This window comes from Pseudomonas sp. GM78, from assembly GCF_000282475.1.
In the GTDB taxonomy this organism is placed as follows: domain Bacteria; phylum Pseudomonadota; class Gammaproteobacteria; order Pseudomonadales; family Pseudomonadaceae; genus Aquipseudomonas.
In genome coordinates this window covers 37,256-53,044 of sequence record NZ_AKJF01000081.1, presented here as the reverse complement: position 1 = coordinate 53,044, position 15,789 = coordinate 37,256, and the positions used below count along the sequence as shown (strand labels likewise).

General features: G+C 61.7%; 16 protein-coding genes. All 16 read right to left on the bottom strand.

Annotated elements, in window-relative coordinates; genetic code table 11:
- Positions 1-29: 29 nt before the first annotated feature.
- Positions 30-869: an urease accessory protein UreD gene (locus tag PMI35_RS18190; protein WP_008058884.1), complete on the bottom strand. Its 840-nt coding sequence runs from the start codon at positions 867-869 to the stop codon at positions 30-32.
- 30 nt (positions 870-899) lie between these two features.
- Positions 900-1,598: an urea ABC transporter ATP-binding subunit UrtE gene (urtE, locus tag PMI35_RS18195; protein WP_008058881.1), complete on the bottom strand. Its 699-nt coding sequence runs from the start codon at positions 1,596-1,598 to the stop codon at positions 900-902.
- Positions 1,599-1,651: 53 nt separating this feature from the next.
- Entirely contained in the window at positions 1,652-2,524 is an 873-nt protein-coding gene (gene urtD / locus PMI35_RS18200; RefSeq protein ID WP_008058879.1) for an urea ABC transporter ATP-binding protein UrtD, read from the bottom strand.
- On the bottom strand, positions 2,521-3,600 hold the full coding sequence (gene urtC / locus PMI35_RS18205; RefSeq protein ID WP_008058877.1) for an urea ABC transporter permease subunit UrtC: 1,080 nt from the start codon (positions 3,598-3,600) through the stop codon (positions 2,521-2,523). The genes urtD and urtC overlap by 4 nt, the downstream gene beginning before the upstream one ends.
- On the bottom strand, positions 3,600-5,102 hold the full coding sequence (gene urtB / locus PMI35_RS18210) for an urea ABC transporter permease subunit UrtB (protein WP_008058875.1): 1,503 nt from the start codon (positions 5,100-5,102) through the stop codon (positions 3,600-3,602). The genes urtC and urtB overlap by 1 nt, the downstream gene beginning before the upstream one ends.
- Before the next feature lie 158 nt (positions 5,103-5,260).
- A complete protein-coding gene (urtA, locus tag PMI35_RS18215) occupies positions 5,261-6,526 on the bottom strand; it encodes an urea ABC transporter substrate-binding protein (RefSeq protein ID WP_008058873.1) in 1,266 nt (421 codons plus the stop codon).
- Between the two features lie 230 nt (positions 6,527-6,756).
- Positions 6,757-8,136 carry a PepSY-associated TM helix domain-containing protein gene (locus PMI35_RS18220; protein ID WP_008058872.1) on the bottom strand — a complete coding sequence of 460 codons (1,380 nt, stop codon included), beginning with the start codon at positions 8,134-8,136 and terminating at the stop codon, positions 6,757-6,759.
- 130 nt (positions 8,137-8,266) lie between these two features.
- Entirely contained in the window at positions 8,267-10,384 is a 2,118-nt protein-coding gene (locus tag PMI35_RS18225) for a TonB-dependent copper receptor (protein ID WP_008058871.1), read from the bottom strand.
- A gap of 72 nt (positions 10,385-10,456) precedes the next feature.
- Positions 10,457-10,915 (bottom strand): DUF2946 domain-containing protein, encoded by a 459-nt coding sequence (locus tag PMI35_RS18230; RefSeq protein WP_008058870.1) that lies wholly within the window; start codon positions 10,913-10,915, stop codon positions 10,457-10,459.
- A gap of 21 nt (positions 10,916-10,936) precedes the next feature.
- Positions 10,937-11,416, bottom strand: a complete 480-nt coding sequence (locus tag PMI35_RS18235) for a copper chaperone PCu(A)C (protein ID WP_008058869.1) — start codon at positions 11,414-11,416, stop codon at positions 10,937-10,939.
- 47 nt (positions 11,417-11,463) lie between these two features.
- Positions 11,464-11,862, bottom strand: a complete 399-nt coding sequence (locus tag PMI35_RS18240) for a DUF2946 domain-containing protein (RefSeq protein WP_008058868.1) — start codon at positions 11,860-11,862, stop codon at positions 11,464-11,466.
- 97 nt (positions 11,863-11,959) lie between these two features.
- Positions 11,960-12,250, bottom strand: a complete 291-nt coding sequence (locus tag PMI35_RS18245) for an addiction module antidote protein (protein WP_008058866.1) — start codon at positions 12,248-12,250, stop codon at positions 11,960-11,962.
- Positions 12,251-12,253: 3 nt separating this feature from the next.
- Entirely contained in the window at positions 12,254-12,556 is a 303-nt protein-coding gene (locus tag PMI35_RS18250) for a type II toxin-antitoxin system RelE/ParE family toxin (RefSeq protein WP_008058864.1), read from the bottom strand.
- A 189-nt stretch (positions 12,557-12,745) separates the two neighbouring features.
- Positions 12,746-13,474, bottom strand: a complete 729-nt coding sequence (locus PMI35_RS18255) for a cobalt-precorrin-6A reductase (RefSeq protein ID WP_008058861.1) — start codon at positions 13,472-13,474, stop codon at positions 12,746-12,748.
- Positions 13,471-14,568, bottom strand: coding sequence for a cobalt-precorrin-5B (C(1))-methyltransferase (locus PMI35_RS18260; RefSeq protein WP_008058859.1), 1,098 nt, complete (start codon positions 14,566-14,568; stop codon positions 13,471-13,473). The genes PMI35_RS18255 and PMI35_RS18260 overlap by 4 nt, the downstream gene beginning before the upstream one ends.
- Complete coding sequence (locus tag PMI35_RS18265) at positions 14,561-15,772, bottom strand: bifunctional cobalt-precorrin-7 (C(5))-methyltransferase/cobalt-precorrin-6B (C(15))-methyltransferase (RefSeq protein WP_008058857.1); 1,212 nt, start codon at positions 15,770-15,772, stop codon at positions 14,561-14,563. The genes PMI35_RS18260 and PMI35_RS18265 overlap by 8 nt, the downstream gene beginning before the upstream one ends.
- Positions 15,773-15,789 lie beyond the last annotated feature (17 nt).

Here is a 15,789-nt window from a genome sequence, read left to right as displayed (position 1 = left end):
AGTTAAAAAGGTTTTTGCAGGAGCGATGTTCAGGTGCTCCATATTCTCGGTGGGACGGCTTCTCGGCCAAGCAACGCAGGCCTGAGCAGTCGCCATAATTCAATCAACCAGCCGCGCGCCAACAAGGCTTCGCTGGCCAGGCAACGGGCGACTAAAAGCCCCGGCAACTGAGTCAAATCCCCGCGCACGTCATTGGGCAGCGAACGGCACTGCTCCAGCAATGGGCTATCAATCTCGCCAGTCACCAGCAACGTGGCAAACACCGGTTGCCCGTCCAGCCCAATGGGCGAATCGAGCAAGCCGTCATTGCCGACGATGCGCTGGCGCTCATGCCAGAGCAACTGTCCATCACGACGAATATCCAGTTGCGCCTGGAAATGCCCGTGGTCGAAACGTTCGCCACTGGCGGGGCGACCCAGTGCCACCACGTCCCAGTAGAACAGCCGTGCATCGCCTTGCAGATCGATGGACGTGCTGAGCTCGGCGCGGGCATCGCTGAAGATGATCGTCTCCTGTGGCAGCCACTCCAGTGTCGCGCCCTGGGCTACGTTCAGCTCGAGTTTCTGATAAGCCGGTGCCGCCGCGCGATACCACTTGGCGGCGCCGGGGCTGGTGATTTGCGCCCACGCCGCGTGGCCGACGCTGGCGCTGATGTCCAGTCGGTCACCGCCGGCAATCCCGCCGGGCGGATGCACAATGATGTGCTGGCACACCTCGGGCCCTTCTGCATACAGGTGCTTCTGCACCCGCAACGGGCCTTTGTGTCGTCGTTGGACCGGGCGCGTGCTGTCGCCGAATCGGGCGTAGCCCAGTTCCAGCTCGGCATGCCAGCTCGGGGTAAACAGGGCAGTGGGAAGAGGTAAATTCATATTTTCTGATTATCGCCGGGACGCCACAGATTAGATCGTTACCAGGCCGCGTACACCTTCGGCTTCCATGTTTTCTCCACGGCCCTGCTGCACGATCTCGCCACGGGACATCACCAGGTACTGATCGGCCAGTTCGGCGGCGAAATCGTAGAACTGCTCTACCAGCAGAATCGCCATGTCGCCACGCGCCGCGAGTTTCTTGATCACAGCGCCGATCTCCTTGATCACCGACGGCTGGATGCCTTCGGTGGGCTCATCGAGGATCAGCAGGCGCGGGCGGCTGGCCAGGGCTCTGCCGATTGCAAGCTGCTGCTGTTGGCCACCGGACAAGTCACCGCCGCGTCGCTGCTTCATTTGCAGCAATACCGGAAACAACTCGTAGATGAACGCCGGGACTTCTTTCGCCTCGGAGCCCGGGAATCGCGACAGGCCCATCAGCAGGTTTTCCTCCACGGTCAGGCGGCCGAAGATTTCCCGGCCTTGCGGCACGTAGGCGATGCCGGCATGCACCCGCTGGTGCGGCTTGAACGTGGTGATCGGCTTACCCTCCCAATTGACCTCGCCTTCCTTGGCCGGCAGCAGGCCCATCAGGCACTTGAGCAGGGTGGTCTTGCCCACGCCATTACGGCCGAGCAGGCAGGTGACTTCGCCGACCTTCACGTCAAACGTCAGGCCGCGCAGGATGTGGCTACCGCCGTAGTACTGGTGCAGCTTGTCGACTTGCAGCATTCTCAATTCCTCCCCCGTGATCGTTCCCACGCTCTGCGTGGGAACGATCATGTCTAGCGACCGAGATAAACGTCGATCACCCGTTCGTTGTCCTGCACCTGCTCCAGCGACCCTTCGGCCAGCACACTCCCCTGGTGCAACACGGTGACATGGTCGGCGATCGAGCCGACAAATCCCATGTCATGTTCCACCACCATCAGCGAATGCTTGCCGGCCAGGGTCTTGAAGAGTTCGGCGGTGAATTCGGTTTCGGCGTCGGTCATGCCGGCCACCGGTTCATCGAGCAGCAGCAACTGCGGGTCTTGCATCAACAGCATGCCGATTTCCAGGAACTGCTTCTGGCCGTGGGACAGCAAGCCGGCGGGACGATTGACCGAAGCGGTCAGGCGAATGGTGTCGAGCACTTCGGCGATACGATCTTTCTGCTCGCCGCTTAAACGCGCCCGCAGACTGGCCCACACCGATTTGTCGGTTTTCTGCGCCAGCTCCAGGTTCTCGAACACGCTCAAGGCTTCGAACACGGTCGGCTTCTGGAACTTGCGGCCGATGCCGGCCTGGGCAATCTGCACTTCGCTCATTTGGGTAAGGTCCAGTGTCTCGCCGAACCAGGCCTTGCCGTGGGTGGGGCGGGTCTTGCCGGTGATCACGTCCATGAGCGTGGTCTTGCCCGCGCCGTTAGGGCCGATGATGCAGCGCAACTCGCCGACCCCGATGTACAGGTTCAAGTCGTTCAACGCCTTGAAGCCATCGAAGCTTACGCTGATGTCTTCCAGGGTCAGGATGGTGCCGTGGCGGGTGTTCAGGCCTTTGCCGGCGCGCTGGCCGAGGCCGATGGCATCGCGGCTGCTGCCGGCGTCCCTGTTCGGTTCCAGGGGCGGGAAAAACGCCGGTTCGAGCATGAATTCAGCGCTTGCAGTGACTCTCATTGCTCACCTCTTTTCTTCAGCAAACCGATCACGCCCTTGGGCAGGTACAGGGTCACGATGATGAACAGCGCGCCGAGGAAAAACAGCCAGTATTCCGGGAACGCCACGGTGAACCAGCTCTTCATGCCATTGACCACGCCTGCGCCCAGCAATGGGCCGATCAATGTTCCGCGACCACCGAGGGCCACCCAGACCGCCGCTTCGATCGAGTTGGTCGGCGACATTTCACTCGGGTTGATGATGCCCACCTGCGGCACGTACAACGCCCCGGCCAGGCCGCACAACACCGCACTCAACACCCACACGAACAGCTTGAAGCCGCGCGGGTCGTAGCCGCAGAACATCAAGCGGTTTTCCGCGTCGCGCAATGCGGTCAGCACTCGACCGAACTTGCTCTGCGCCAGGCGCCAGCCGATGTACAGGCTGGCCACCAGCAATAGCACCGTGGCGAAAAACAGCACCGCCCGGGTGCCCGGTTCCGTGATACCAAAGCCGAGGATGGTGCGGAAGTTGGTGAAGCCGTTGTTGCCGCCAAAACCGGTTTCGTTGCGGAAAAACAGGAGCATGCCGGCGAAGGTCAGGGCTTGGGTCATGATCGAGAAATACACGCCCTTGATCCGCGAACGGAAGGCGAAGAAGCCGAACACCAACGCCAGCAAACCCGGTGCCAGTACGACCAGGCACAGGGCCCAGAGAAAGCTGTCGGTGCCGGCCCAGTACCAGGGCAGTTCGGTCCACGACAGGAACGTCATGAAGGCCGGCAAGCCATCGCCCGAGGCCTGGCGCATCAGGTACATGCCCATGGCGTAACCGCCGAGGGCGAAGAACAGGCCATGGCCGAGGGACAACAGGCCGGCATAACCCCAGACCAGATCCAGCGCCAGGGCGACGATGGCGTAGCACAGAATCTTGCCTACCAACGTCAGCGTGTAGGCCGAGACATGGAAGACGCTGTCCGGCGACAACAACGACAGCAACGGCAGCGCCAACATTAAGGCAAGGATCACCGCGCCGACGGCAATCGTGACTTTGGGGCCGGCCTTTTGGCTGGCCGTGAGCATCAGGGGCTGGTTCATCAGTCGATCACCCGTCCTTTCAGTGCGAAGAGGCCTTGCGGACGTTTCTGGATGAACAGAATGATCAGCGCGAGGATGAGGATCTTGCCGAGCACGGCACCGATTTGCGGTTCGAGAATCTTGTTGGCGATACCCAGTCCGAACGCGGCCAATACGCTACCGGCCAGTTGGCCGACACCGCCGAGCACCACCACCAGGAACGAATCGATGATGTAGCTCTGGCCGAGGTCCGGGCCGACGTTGCCGATCTGGCTCAGCGCCACGCCGCCGAGGCCGGCAATGCCCGAGCCGAGGCCGAAGGCGAGCATGTCCACGCGCCCGGTGGGCACGCCGCAGCAGGCCGCCATGTTGCGATTCTGGGTGACGGCGCGCACGTTCAGACCCAGGCGGGTCTTGTTCAACAGCAGCCAGGTGAGCACCACCACAAACAGCGCGAACGCGATGATCACGATGCGGTTGTACGGCAGCACAAGATTGGGCAGCACTTGAATCCCGCCGGACAACCACGCCGGGTTGGCCACCTCGACGTTTTGCGCGCCGAACACCAGGCGCACCAACTGGATCAGCATCAGGCTGATGCCCCAGGTGGCAAGCAGGGTTTCCAGCGGGCGGCCGTAGAGGTGGCGAATCACCGTGCGCTCCAGCGCCATGCCGATCCCGGCCGTGACGAAAAATGCCACGGGCAGCGCGATCAACGGATAGAACTCGATGGCTTGCGGGGCGAAGCGCTGGAACATCAGCTGCACGACATAGGTCGAGTACGCCCCGAGCATCAACATTTCGCCGTGCGCCATGTTGATCACCCCGAGCAGCCCGAAGGTGATCGCCAAACCCAGGGCGGCGAGCAGCAGAATCGAGCCCAGTGACATGCCGCTGAAGGCCTGGCCGAGCATTTCGCCGACCAGCAGTTTGCGTTTGACCTGGGCCAGGCTGGTTTCGGCAGCCGTACGCACGTTTACGTCGGCTTCGACACCCGGTTCCAGCAGACTTTCCAGGCGAGTGCGGGCCAGGGGATCACCGGTTTCCCCGAGCAGGCGCACAGCGGCGAGGCGCACGGCCGGATCGCTGTCCACCAGTTGCAGGTTGGCCAGGGCCAGGCTGAGCGCGGCGTGAACGCTTTCATCCTTTTCGCCAGCCAGTTGCTGGTCGAGGAATTTCAGCTGCGCGGGTTTGGCGCTTTTCTGCAATTGCTGGGCGGCGCCCAGACGGGTTTTGGCGTCGGCGGCGAGCAATTGGTGGCTGGCCAGGGCGGTGTCGATCAGACCCCGCAGGCGGTTATTCAGGCGCAGGGTTTTCGGCTGGCCATCGACCGTCAGTTCGCCTTGTTGCAGGGCGTTGATCAGTTCGATGCGCGCAGGATCTGGCTGCGCGGCCCATGCTTCGAGCAGCTTGGCCTGCTGCATGGGGTTGGCGGCGACGAAGTCTTCGGCGTCGCTGGCGAAAGTGGTCATCGGCAACAGAAATGCGATGGCGAGGATGAAGCGATGAATGGCAGTGGGCATAAAAAGTCGCCTTGCTCGGATTTTGTGGGAGCTGGCTTGCCAGCGATGCAGGCGACTCGGTGTATCTGAGGTACCGAGGTGATGCCATCGCTGGCAAGCCAGCTCCCACAGGATTCGTGTCGGCCCAAGCTCCATGCTTAGGCCCGGTATCCATTGGCTTAGTTGCTCTTCACCGCATACTCCGGCTTCTTGTCGTTGCCCGGGATGAACGGGCTCCACGGCTGGGCACGGATCGGCCCTTCGGTCTGCCACACCACGTTGAACTGACCGTCGGCCTGGATCTCGCCGATCATCACCGGCTTGTGCAGGTGGTGGTTGGTCTTGTCCATGGTCAGGGTGTAGCCGGACGGCGCGGCAAAGGTCTGGCCGGCCAGGGCTTCGCGGACCTTGTCGACATCGGTGGACTTGGCTTTTTCAGCCGCCTGCGCCCACATGTGGATGCCGACGTAAGTGGCTTCCATCGGGTCGTTGGTCACGGCCTTGTCGGCGCCAGGCAGGTTGTGTTTCTTCGCGTAGGCTTTCCAGTCGGCGACAAATTTCTTGTTGGCCGGATTCTCCACCGACTCGAAGTAGTTCCACGCCGCGAGGTTGCCCACCAGCGGTTTGGTGTCGATGCCGCGCAGTTCTTCTTCGCCCACCGAGAACGCTACGACCGGTACGTCGGTGGCTTTCAGGCCCTGGTTCGCCAGTTCCTTGTAGAACGGCACGTTGGAGTCGCCATTGACCGTCGAGATGACCGCAGTCTTGCCGCCGGCGGAGAATTTCTTGATGTTGGCGACGATGGTCTGGTAATCGCTGTGGCCGAACGGCGTGTAGACCTCTTCGATGTCCTTGTCGGCCACGCCTTTGGCGTGCAGGAACGAACGCAGGATCTTGTTGGTGGTGCGCGGGTAGACGTAGTCGGTGCCGAGCAGGAAGTAGCGCTTGGCACTGCCGCCTTCTTCACTCATCAAGTACTCGACGGCCGGGATCGCTTGCTGGTTCGGCGCGGCGCCGGTGTAGAACACGTTCGGCGACATCTCTTCGCCTTCGTACTGCACCGGGTAGAACAGCAGGCCATTGAGCTCTTCGAACACCGGCAACACCGATTTGCGCGACACCGAGGTCCAGCATCCGAACACCACGGCGACCTTGTCCTGGGTCAGCAGTTGCCGGCCCTTTTCAGCAAACAGAGGCCAGTTCGACGCCGGGTCCACCACCACCGCTTCGAGCATCTTGCCGTTCACGCCGCCCTTGGCGTTGATCTCGTCGATGGTCATCAGCGCCATGTCCTTGAGCGATGTTTCGGAGATCGCCATGGTGCCGGACAACGAATGCAGGATACCGACCTTGATGGTCTCGGCGGCCTGGACAGTCCAGGTCATGCCCATCGCGGCAATGCTTGCCGTGAGTGTGAAAGCCTTGATCAAACTGCGACGCTTCATTGTGCGATCTCCATGAACTTATGAATTTTCTTGGTTGGCAGATGCGGACTACTGAAGGGTCTTTAGCAAGGGCTGTGCCCGGTCGGGGAAAGGCAGGAGAATGTCGTGTTAGAGCGGTTGAACGGATGTGAGAACGCACCATGACGGGACGAGGTCAGGGCAGTGGTGCGTCGGGATGCGCCACATTGGGGCGGGCGAGATGCGCGGCAATCCCGCGCATCTCGTTTGACTCAGGGTTGAGTCGAGGCGCTTTCAGTTTGTCGATTGAAGCGTGACAGCAGCAGCCGGTCGAGTAGCCAGACGACTACCAGCGAAACGCCCACCAACGGAAATGCCACGGCCAATGCGAACATGATCACCATCGCGGTTTTCCACTTCGGCAGGTCGTGACGCAGCGGCGGGACACCGAACTTGCCTTGCGGACGACGCTTCCACCAGATCACCACGCCGCTGACCGCGCTGAGCAAAATCATCATGCAGATCAGCAGGACGATGATCTGGTTGAGCGTGCCGAACATCTTGCCTTCGTGCAGCATCACACCGATTTCCGTGGCGCGGGCGACGGCGCCGTACTGCTCGTAGCGTACGTCGGCGAGGACGTTGCCGGTGTATTGATCGACATGCAGGGTGGCGTCGTTGCGTGGGTCATCGGCGAACACGGCGATGGTGAAAACGCCGGTGGCCGTGGTCGGGAACGTGATGCTGTAGCCTGGCTCGACCTTGCGTTGCGCGGCGATGTCCTGCACGTCCTGCAGGCTGATGGTCGGCGCGGCCGGACCGGCTGGCGCTGCATCGTGGGCCATGTGTTCGGCATGATCGCCCGACATCGGCATCGGCGTATTTTCCATGGCCCACGGCACCGTCTGGCGGGTGGCGCTGTTGAGGCTGCGCGCTTCGACGTCGGACTTGGGCACGTTGTCCCACATCGCCGCCGGAAAGACGTTCCAGACGGCGGCGTATTGCTGGCCCCAGAAGCCGGTCCAGGTCATGCCGCTGAGCAGCATCACCAGCAGCAACGAGGCGCCCCAGAAACCGGTGACGGCGTGCAGGTCACGCCACAACACCCGGCCTCGACTGCTCAGGCGTGGCCACAGAATGCCCGCGGCCTGACCGCGCGGCCACCACAGGAACACCCCGGACACCACCAGTACCACCGCCCAACCAGCGGCCAGTTCCACCAGACGGTCACCGACGGTGCCGATCATCAGCTCGCCGTGAATCGCCCGCGCGACCGCTTGCAGGTTTTTCTTGGCGTCTTGCTCGCCGAGGATATCGCCGTGGTACGGGTCGACGAACACGTTCAGCTCGTTCCCGCCGTTGAGCACGACAAACTGGGCGCTGCGCTCGGCGTTTACCGGCGGCAGGTATTGTTTGATCGTGCCTTGTGGATAGGCGGCCTTGACCCGGTTGAGCAGGTCATCGGCCGGCACCGTGTGGTGCCCGGCCGGGACGTTGAGCAGGCTGCTGTACATCAGTGAGTCGAGTTGCGGCTTGAACAGGTAAATGGTGCCGGTCAGGGCCAGCATCACCATGAATGGCGCAACGAACAATCCGGCATAGAAGTGCCAGCGCCAGGCCAGGTTGTAGAAATTCACTTTGGGCTGTTTCATCGGTTGTGCTCCGCTTGGCGAATCAATTGTCTGTAAAAGATCGCAGCCTCGTTTCACTCGACAGCTCCTACAGGGTGTACGCGTGTCAATGTAGGAGCTGGCGTAGCCTGCGATCTTTTGACTTTTCTTGTTAGAAACTCATATCAATCTTGGTCCAGAGCGTGCGCCCCGGTTCCTTGATGGCTTGCGGGTCATTGGCCGGGTAGCCGAAACCGGCGTTGCCGGCCAGGTTCAGGTGTTCGGCGTAGGCCTTGCCGAACAGGTTGTCGACGCCGCTGCTGACCTTCCAGTGCTGGTTGATCCGATAGGCACCGTTGAGCGAGAACACGGCAAAACCCGGGGTCTTGTCGAAGTCCTTGCCGACCACGTTGCCTTTGTTCTGGTCGATACGGTTTTGCGCGGCAACCACTCTCCACAGTGCGCCAGCGCTCCAGTTGTCTTCGCTGTAGGTCAAGCCGAAACGGGCGTCCAGCGGCGGCATTTGCGGCAAGGCATTGCCATCGCTGCTGTTCTTGCCCCAGGCGTAGGCCAGGGTGGCGTCGGCTTTCCAGTGCTCGGTGAGTTCGTAGGCGGCACCCAGTTCGCCACCCATGATTCGCGCATCGATGTTCTGCGCTTGCGAGGTCATGCCCATCATGGCTGGCGTGTAGTTGAACAGGATGTAATCACGCACCTGGCCGATGTACGCCGAGGCCCAGGCATCGAGGTCTTCGGACTTGTATTGCAGGCCGAAGTCGAGCTGGGTGGTTTTCTCGGGTTTGATCGCATCAAAGGCATTCACCGATCCGGCGGGGCCGGAATTGGGTGAAAACAGTTCCCAGTAGTCCGGGAAACGCTGGGTGTGACCCAGGCCCGCATACACCGTGGTCGGGCTGTCGGCCAGGTCATGTTCATAGCGGATGAAGCCACTGGGCAGCGTATCGGCACGGGTGTCGTCGGCGGTCGGGTTGGGGCGGGTCATCATCCCCGAGCCGATGGTTTGCCGGTAATCCTTGGCCGAAGCGCGGTCCAGGCGTGCGCCGGTGATGAGCCGGTCACGCTCGGCGGCGTACCAGGTCAGTTCGCTGAACACTCCGTAGTTATGGAAGTCGGCATCCTTGGTGTACGGCAGGTCCTTGTAGGTGTCGATGCCCATGGCGCTGCGTTGGCGGTGCTCGTTGGTCTGCGCGTCAATGCCGCCGATCAACTGCACATCGGCCCAGCGCCAGGTGGCCTTGATTCGCGCGCCAAGGGTGCGACGGTCGACGTTGGACGCCATGGGGCCGGCCATCATCCCGGTGCCGGACGGCGTGCGTAGCGTGTAGTTGTCCATCACATGGTCGGCGTAGTTGTAGTAGACCTGCGCCTCGAGCTTTTCCAGCACGTCGCTGATGTTCGACTTCTCGAAGCGCAGGCCGAGGCTCTCGCGCTTGAACTGCGAACCGTCCATGCCGCGCCCGGCGTAGCGCGCCTCGCCGTCACCCTTGCCGGCGGTGAGCTCGAGCAGAGTATCGGCATCGGGGGTCCAGCCGAGCGCGACGTCGCCGTTCCATTTGTCGTAACGCGATGCCACGGTGTCGTTGTTGCCATCCTTGTAGTCGTCGGCCTGGGCGGTGTTGCCGATCACCCGCACATAGCCCAATGGTCCGCCGGCGGCGGCGTCCACCAATTTATCGAATCGGCCGTTGGAGCCGGCCAGCACACTGGCGTTTACCCGCGTGCCGAGCTCACCGAAACGTTCCGGTTCGCGGTCGAAGAGGATGGTGCCGGCCGAGGCACCCGGTCCCCAGAGCACGGTCTGCGGTCCTTTGATAACGGTCAATGTGTCGTAGGTTTCCGGCGATATATACGAGGTCGGTGCGTCCATCCGGCCGGGGCACGCCCCGAGCATCATGCCGCCGTTGGTGAGGATGTTCAGGCGCGAGCCGAACATGCCGCGCAGCACCGGATCGCCGTTGGTGCCGCCATTGCGCACCTGGGCGAAGCCTGGAATGGTTTTCAGATAGTCCGACCCGTCGCTGGCCGGCACGGGTTGGCGCGGCTCCTTGGGGTTGGTGACGATGGTCAGTGGCGAACTCGGGGCAATGGCGGTGATGACCGTCGGGCTCAGTTCTTCACTATGACCTGCGTGTTCATCGGCCAGCGCCGAAGGCGTCAGCAAGGCACCGCACAGGATGGCGGTGGCGTGCCTGAAACGAATGCTGGATTCGTTCAGGGCAAGGGAGGCTTGGGCAGCGCTCAAGCATGGGGCAGCAGTAAACCTGGACATGACAATTTCCATCGAACAGTCGTAAACGACACGGTCGCTCCTACAGGACCGTGTGAAACCAGCGGTGGGTGTTTACGCGACGACGGGCGGGGCGCGGGTGCGGGCGCCGGGAAAGAAGGTTTGCCGGGCGTGGCCCAGGCGAGGGGATGGGGTGGTGTACGTGTTGGCGGGTGGGGTGTCGAACGCGGTGAATGCCCCGCCACCGGTGAGCGCCGGGCAATTGAACAGCAGGCTGCAATAGCCGCATTTTTCCCATATTGCATGGTGCCCGGACGCTGGCGGGCAATGTTCTGCAGTTGGTTGTGCGGCGTGATCCGCGTGCTCCATCGCCGACATGTCCATGCTCATGTCCATCGACATGTTCATGCTCATGTCCAGGGGCATCGAGGCGCGCTGATCCATCGGCATCGACTGGGAAATCAGCGGACCGATAAAGATCATCAACATGGCGAACAGGCTGATCCAGCTGCCGCGCGTCAGGCTCAATGGCTGACGACGGTGGGCGGATGACCTGGTGCCTGGCGGGCGCATGGGCGGCTTCAGCTCAGCGGATTACTGAACGTGCGCGTGCTTTTGCGTGGTCTCGGGCGCCTGCTTCTGCACCGCCACTTCGACCGTCACGTCACCGGACTTCTCGAAATGCAGGGTCAGCGGGAAGCGTTTGCCGTCGCTCAGCAGGCTGCGGTCCTTCAGGTTCAGCAGCATCACGTGGTAGGCCATCGGTGCAAAAGTGACTTCGCCGCCAGCGGGGATTTCCACGCTCGGTACGTGCTGCATTTTCATCACGTCGTTTTGCATCAGATGCTCATGCAACTGGGCCTCACCCGCAATCGGCGAGTCGACGCTGAGCAGGCGGTCGGCGGTCTTGCCTGCGTTGTGGATCACGAAATAGGCCGCTACGTTCGGCGCATTCGGTGGCAACTCTTGCGACCAGGGATGAGCGATCTGCAGATCGCCCTGTGTGTATTCGTGGGCATTGGCAAAGCAGGCAGGCAGCAGCAACGCGGCCAGAACGATGAGTCTGTTCAACATGGCAGTTCTCCAGGCGATTCAAAACGCAGATCAAATGCGAGAAACAATCACACCAGAGGGGAGGCACGGGGGTTGAGGCTGGGCCATTGCTGGCGGGGTGTCGGGGTATTGAATGCGGCGGGAGGCAGGCTTCGATTCGCTTCGAACTGCGTGTAATACAGCTGTGGCTCATGTCCGGGCAACGCCACTAATGGCGCGGAGCCGCTGCAGCACCAGCAATGCTGCATGTTGGAATGGTCGTCGCTTTGCGGGGCTTTCTGCTCGATGTCGCCCAGAGGAATCGCCACCATCCTGGTGCCGCTGGACGAGCAGAAACTGCCCCACAACAATTGTTCGGCTGGCGACTTCGCCGTCTGCGCCATCGCTCCGGACATCGGCATGGCGAGCATGTTGAACAGCACTGCGAAGCAGGCGATCCAGGCAATTGCGAGCCGTTGTCGGGACATGGGACAAATCCGGTGGGTGGGCGATCAGGCGCGGCTATTTAGCCTGATCAGGGCCGATAAGTAAAAACACCGTGTGCGGTGTGGTGTCGCAGTGCAATCAATCAGCAATGGCATGCAAGCGCAGGCCCAAGGCTTTCATAACCTTCATGATAGTCGCGAATTCCGGATTGCCACTACTGCTCAGCGCTTTGTACAGACTCTCGCGTCCCAGGCCGGCATCACGGGCAATTTGTGTCATACCCTTTGCCCGGGCTATATCGTTCAGAGCTGCGCGTATCAGTACACCGTCGCCAGCATCCTCTTCAAAGCAGGCGTCCAGATAAGCCGCCATTTCTTCCGGCGTTTTGAGAAACTCGGCGGCGTCAAAACGGGTGAATCGTTCGGCCATGACTTACTCCTCATTACCGATGTTTTGTGCCATTTGAATAGCACGTTTGATATCTCGTTTTTGAGTCGATTTGTCGCCTCCGATCAACAGTAGGTAAATCACCTCATCTTTGCGAGTGAAGTACAGCCTGTAACCAGGACCGTAATGAACACGCATTTCATGAACAGCAGCGCCTACGGATTCACAATCACCAAAATTTCCATGTTCAGCGGCACGGAGCCTGGCGATTATTCGAGCTTTGCCGATGGTGTCCCTCAACGAGTTGAGCCAGTCGGCAATCACTCGTGATCGTTCAAGCTCGATCATGTCGAATCGTATTCCTTGGGATACATTGTGGCAAGCAACACTTTTCTCCAGGCGAGGCCATTCATACCTGTGGATGGTGGGTGTGCTTGATAGGATCAGGAGGGAGAGGACTATAGGGTTAGAGTCCTGGCGCGGACAGTCAGATCAGTCCGAGAGTGTTGTCAGCAAAGTCGCCGGGCTCAGCAGGTCTCAGGAATAGTCCGAGTCCCTCAGGGCGTCCAGCAAATCTGCCACCGACCCGAACTCTCGATCTGACGCCGGCAACTCCGGCCGCTTCAACACCAACACAGGCACCCCACGCTCGCGCGCCACTTCCAGCTTCGGCTCGGTAGCCGTGCTGCCGCTGTTTTTGCTGATCAGCACATCGATCTGCCGACGTTCGAACAGCTCGCGTTCATCAACGATCTGGAACGGTCCACGAGCGCCGATCACTTCGCAACGGTCATTGCCGGGGTACACGTCCAGCGCGCGCAAGGTCCAGAATTGCTCCGGCGGAATTTCGTCCAGGTGTTGCAAGGGCTCGCGACCCAGGGTGAACAGCGGTCGACGGAAGGGTTTCAGGGCCTCGATCAACTCGGCCCAATCACTGACTTCGCGCCAGTCATCGCCGGCCTGTGGTTGCCATGCCGGACGTCGCAGCGCCCAGCAGGCGATGCCGCTCAAGCGAGCCGCCAGCGCGGCGTTTCGACTGATCTGGGCGGCATAGGGATGAGTCGCATCCAGTAACAGATCAATCCGCTCATTGCGGATGAACTGCGCCAGGCCTTCGGCACCGCCGTAGCCACCCACACGCACCTGACAGTTCAAGTCCGTAGGCACTCGACCGACACCCGCCAGGCTATAAATGTGTCGTGGGCCGAGGGTTCGGGCAATCGCCAGGGCCTCGGTGACGCCGCCCAGCAGCAGAATGCGCTTCATTGAAAAGCCCCCGCATGGCCGACAATCCCGCCCTGGCGATCGATGGCAAACACTTCGACCTGAACCTGCGCCGGCACCACACTGCGGGCAAACTCCAGGGCGTGTTGGCACACGGCATCGCCGAGGGCGATTCCTGCAGCGCTGGCCATCGCCAGGGCCTGTTGACTGGTGTTGGCTTCACGGATGCGTTGCTGCAACGCCATATCGGCACCGACCGCGGCGGCCCACTCGGCCAGTTGCGGCAGATCGATGCTCGAATGCCGACTGTGCAGGTCCATGTGCCCGGCCGCCAGTTTGCTGATCTTGCCGAAGCCGCCGCACAGGCTGAGTTTTTCCACCGGGACCTTGCGCAGGTGCTTGAGCACTGCACCGACGAAATCGCCCATTTCGATCAGGGCGATTTCCGGCAAGTTGTAGACCCTGCGCATGGTGTCTTCGCTGGCGTTGCCGGTGCACGCGGCGATGTGCAGATAGCCGTTGGTCTTGGCCACGTCGATCCCCTGGTGGATCGAGGCGATGTAGGCCGCGCAGGAAAACGGCCGGACAATGCCGCTGGTGCCGAGGATCGACAGGCCGCCGAGAATGCCCAGGCGCGGGTTCATGGTTTTCAATGCCAGGGCTTCTCCGTTCTCGACATTCACCGTGACCTCGAAACCACCGTGGTAGCCGAGTTCTTCAGCGAGCAGCGCCAGGTGATCGCTGATCATCTTGCGCGGTACCGGATTGATTGCCGGTTCGCCGACGCCCAGCACTAGCCCCGGTCGTGTGACCGTGCCAACACCACGCCCGGCAATGAAACCTGTGCCCGGCTCACTGCGCAGGCGCACCTGGGAGTAGAGCAGTGCACCGTGGGTCACGTCGGGATCGTCCCCGGCATCCTTGATTGTCCCGGCCTCGGCGCCGCCTTCCATGAGGCGACAGAATTCCAGGCGCATCTGCACCTGCTTGCCTTTGGGCAGGACGATTTCCACGGCGTCCGAGCTCACACCACCGAGTAGCAGGCGAGCCGCCGCCAGGCTGGTTGCGGTGGCGCAGCTGCCCGTGGTCAGGCCGCTGCGCAATGGGGCAGGTTGTTCGGCGGTTTCGTCACGCATCGAGGGGTTTGACCACGTCCAGCAATGTAATCGGCAACGCCTGGCGCCAGGTGTCGAAGTCGCCCAGGGGCTGTGCCTGGGCGATATGAATACGGGTCAGCTCGCCGCCGTGCTGTTCGCGCCAGGCCATCAGGGTCATTTCACTTTGCAACGTGACCGCATTGGCAATCAGGCGGCCGCCGGGTTTGAGCGCTGCCCAGCAAGTGTCGAGCACGCCTTCGCGGGTGACGCCGCCGCCGATGAAAATCGCGTCCGGGCGTTCGAGGCCCGCCAGGGCTTGCGGCGCGCTGCCGCGAATCAGTTGCAGGCCGGGCACGCCGAGTGCGTCGCGGTTGTGCTTGATCAACAGTTGCCGACCTTCATCGGCCTCGATGGCCAGCGCACGGCAACCTGGATGCGCGCGCATCCATTCGATGCCAATGGAGCCGCTGCCAGCGCCGACATCCCATAACAGGTCGCCGGGAACCGGTGCCAGACGAGCGAGTGTGATCGCGCGCACATCACGTTTGGTCAGTTGTCCGTCGTGCCTGAAAGCGGAGTCTGGCAGGCCGGCCAGTCGCGACAGACGCGGTGTGTTTACTTCTGCGATGCATTCGATGGCGATCAGGTTGAGGTCGGCGACAGCCGGGTCGGTCCAGTCGTTGGCGGTACCGTCGATGCGTCGCTCGGTCTCACCACCCAAATGTTCCAGCACGCTCAGGCGGCTCGGCCCGAACCCGCGTTCGCGCAACAGCGCCGCGATCGCGGCAGGGCTTTGGCCGTCATTGCTCAGCACCAGTAAACGAACGCCACCGGACAATTGCGCATTAAGTGCCGCGATGGGGCGGGCAACCACTGACAGCGTCACCACATCCTGCAGCGGCCAGCCCATCCGCGCGGCGGCGAGTGAACAGGAAGATGGCGCGGGCAAGATCAGCATTTCATCGCTGGGCAATTGCCGGGCGAGGCTGGCGCCGACACCAAAGAACATCGGGTCGCCGCTGGCTAGCACGCAAACCGGTTCGCCGTGCCGTTCCAGCACTGGGGCCAGCGAAAACGGGCTGGGCCACAATTGCCGCTCGCCACCAATGCACACCGGCAGCAAATCCAGTTGCCGCTGACCGCCTATGATCCGCGAAGCGCCCAGCAGGGCGTGCCGAGCGTTCTTGCCCAGGCCCTTGAAGCCGTCTTCACCGATGCCTACAACTGTCAGCCAAGGGGGCATGCCATTCCTCTTCTATC

What these genes read in the sequence shown, in the direction of transcription:
- PMI35_RS18190 (WP_008058884.1), bottom strand. Translation starts at nt 869, where the DNA reads ATGAATTTACCTCTTCCCACTGCCCTGTTTACCCCGAGCTGGCATGCC.
- urtE (WP_008058881.1), bottom strand. Translation starts at nt 1,598, where the DNA reads ATGCTGCAAGTCGACAAGCTGCACCAGTACTACGGCGGTAGCCACATC.
- urtD (WP_008058879.1), bottom strand. Translation starts at nt 2,524, where the DNA reads ATGAGAGTCACTGCAAGCGCTGAATTCATGCTCGAACCGGCGTTTTTC.
- urtC (WP_008058877.1), bottom strand. Translation starts at nt 3,600, where the DNA reads ATGAACCAGCCCCTGATGCTCACGGCCAGCCAAAAGGCCGGCCCCAAA.
- urtB (WP_008058875.1), bottom strand. Translation starts at nt 5,102, where the DNA reads ATGCCCACTGCCATTCATCGCTTCATCCTCGCCATCGCATTTCTGTTG.
- urtA (WP_008058873.1), bottom strand. Translation starts at nt 6,526, where the DNA reads ATGAAGCGTCGCAGTTTGATCAAGGCTTTCACACTCACGGCAAGCATT.
- PMI35_RS18220 (WP_008058872.1), bottom strand. Translation starts at nt 8,136, where the DNA reads ATGAAACAGCCCAAAGTGAATTTCTACAACCTGGCCTGGCGCTGGCAC.
- PMI35_RS18225 (WP_008058871.1), bottom strand. Translation starts at nt 10,384, where the DNA reads ATGTCCAGGTTTACTGCTGCCCCATGCTTGAGCGCTGCCCAAGCCTCC.
- PMI35_RS18230 (WP_008058870.1), bottom strand. Translation starts at nt 10,915, where the DNA reads ATGCGCCCGCCAGGCACCAGGTCATCCGCCCACCGTCGTCAGCCATTG.
- PMI35_RS18235 (WP_008058869.1), bottom strand. Translation starts at nt 11,416, where the DNA reads ATGTTGAACAGACTCATCGTTCTGGCCGCGTTGCTGCTGCCTGCCTGC.
- PMI35_RS18240 (WP_008058868.1), bottom strand. Translation starts at nt 11,862, where the DNA reads ATGTCCCGACAACGGCTCGCAATTGCCTGGATCGCCTGCTTCGCAGTG.
- PMI35_RS18245 (WP_008058866.1), bottom strand. Translation starts at nt 12,250, where the DNA reads ATGGCCGAACGATTCACCCGTTTTGACGCCGCCGAGTTTCTCAAAACG.
- PMI35_RS18250 (WP_008058864.1), bottom strand. Translation starts at nt 12,556, where the DNA reads ATGATCGAGCTTGAACGATCACGAGTGATTGCCGACTGGCTCAACTCG.
- PMI35_RS18255 (WP_008058861.1), bottom strand. Translation starts at nt 13,474, where the DNA reads ATGAAGCGCATTCTGCTGCTGGGCGGCGTCACCGAGGCCCTGGCGATT.
- PMI35_RS18260 (WP_008058859.1), bottom strand. Translation starts at nt 14,568, where the DNA reads ATGCGTGACGAAACCGCCGAACAACCTGCCCCATTGCGCAGCGGCCTG.
- PMI35_RS18265 (WP_008058857.1), bottom strand. Translation starts at nt 15,772, where the DNA reads ATGCCCCCTTGGCTGACAGTTGTAGGCATCGGTGAAGACGGCTTCAAG.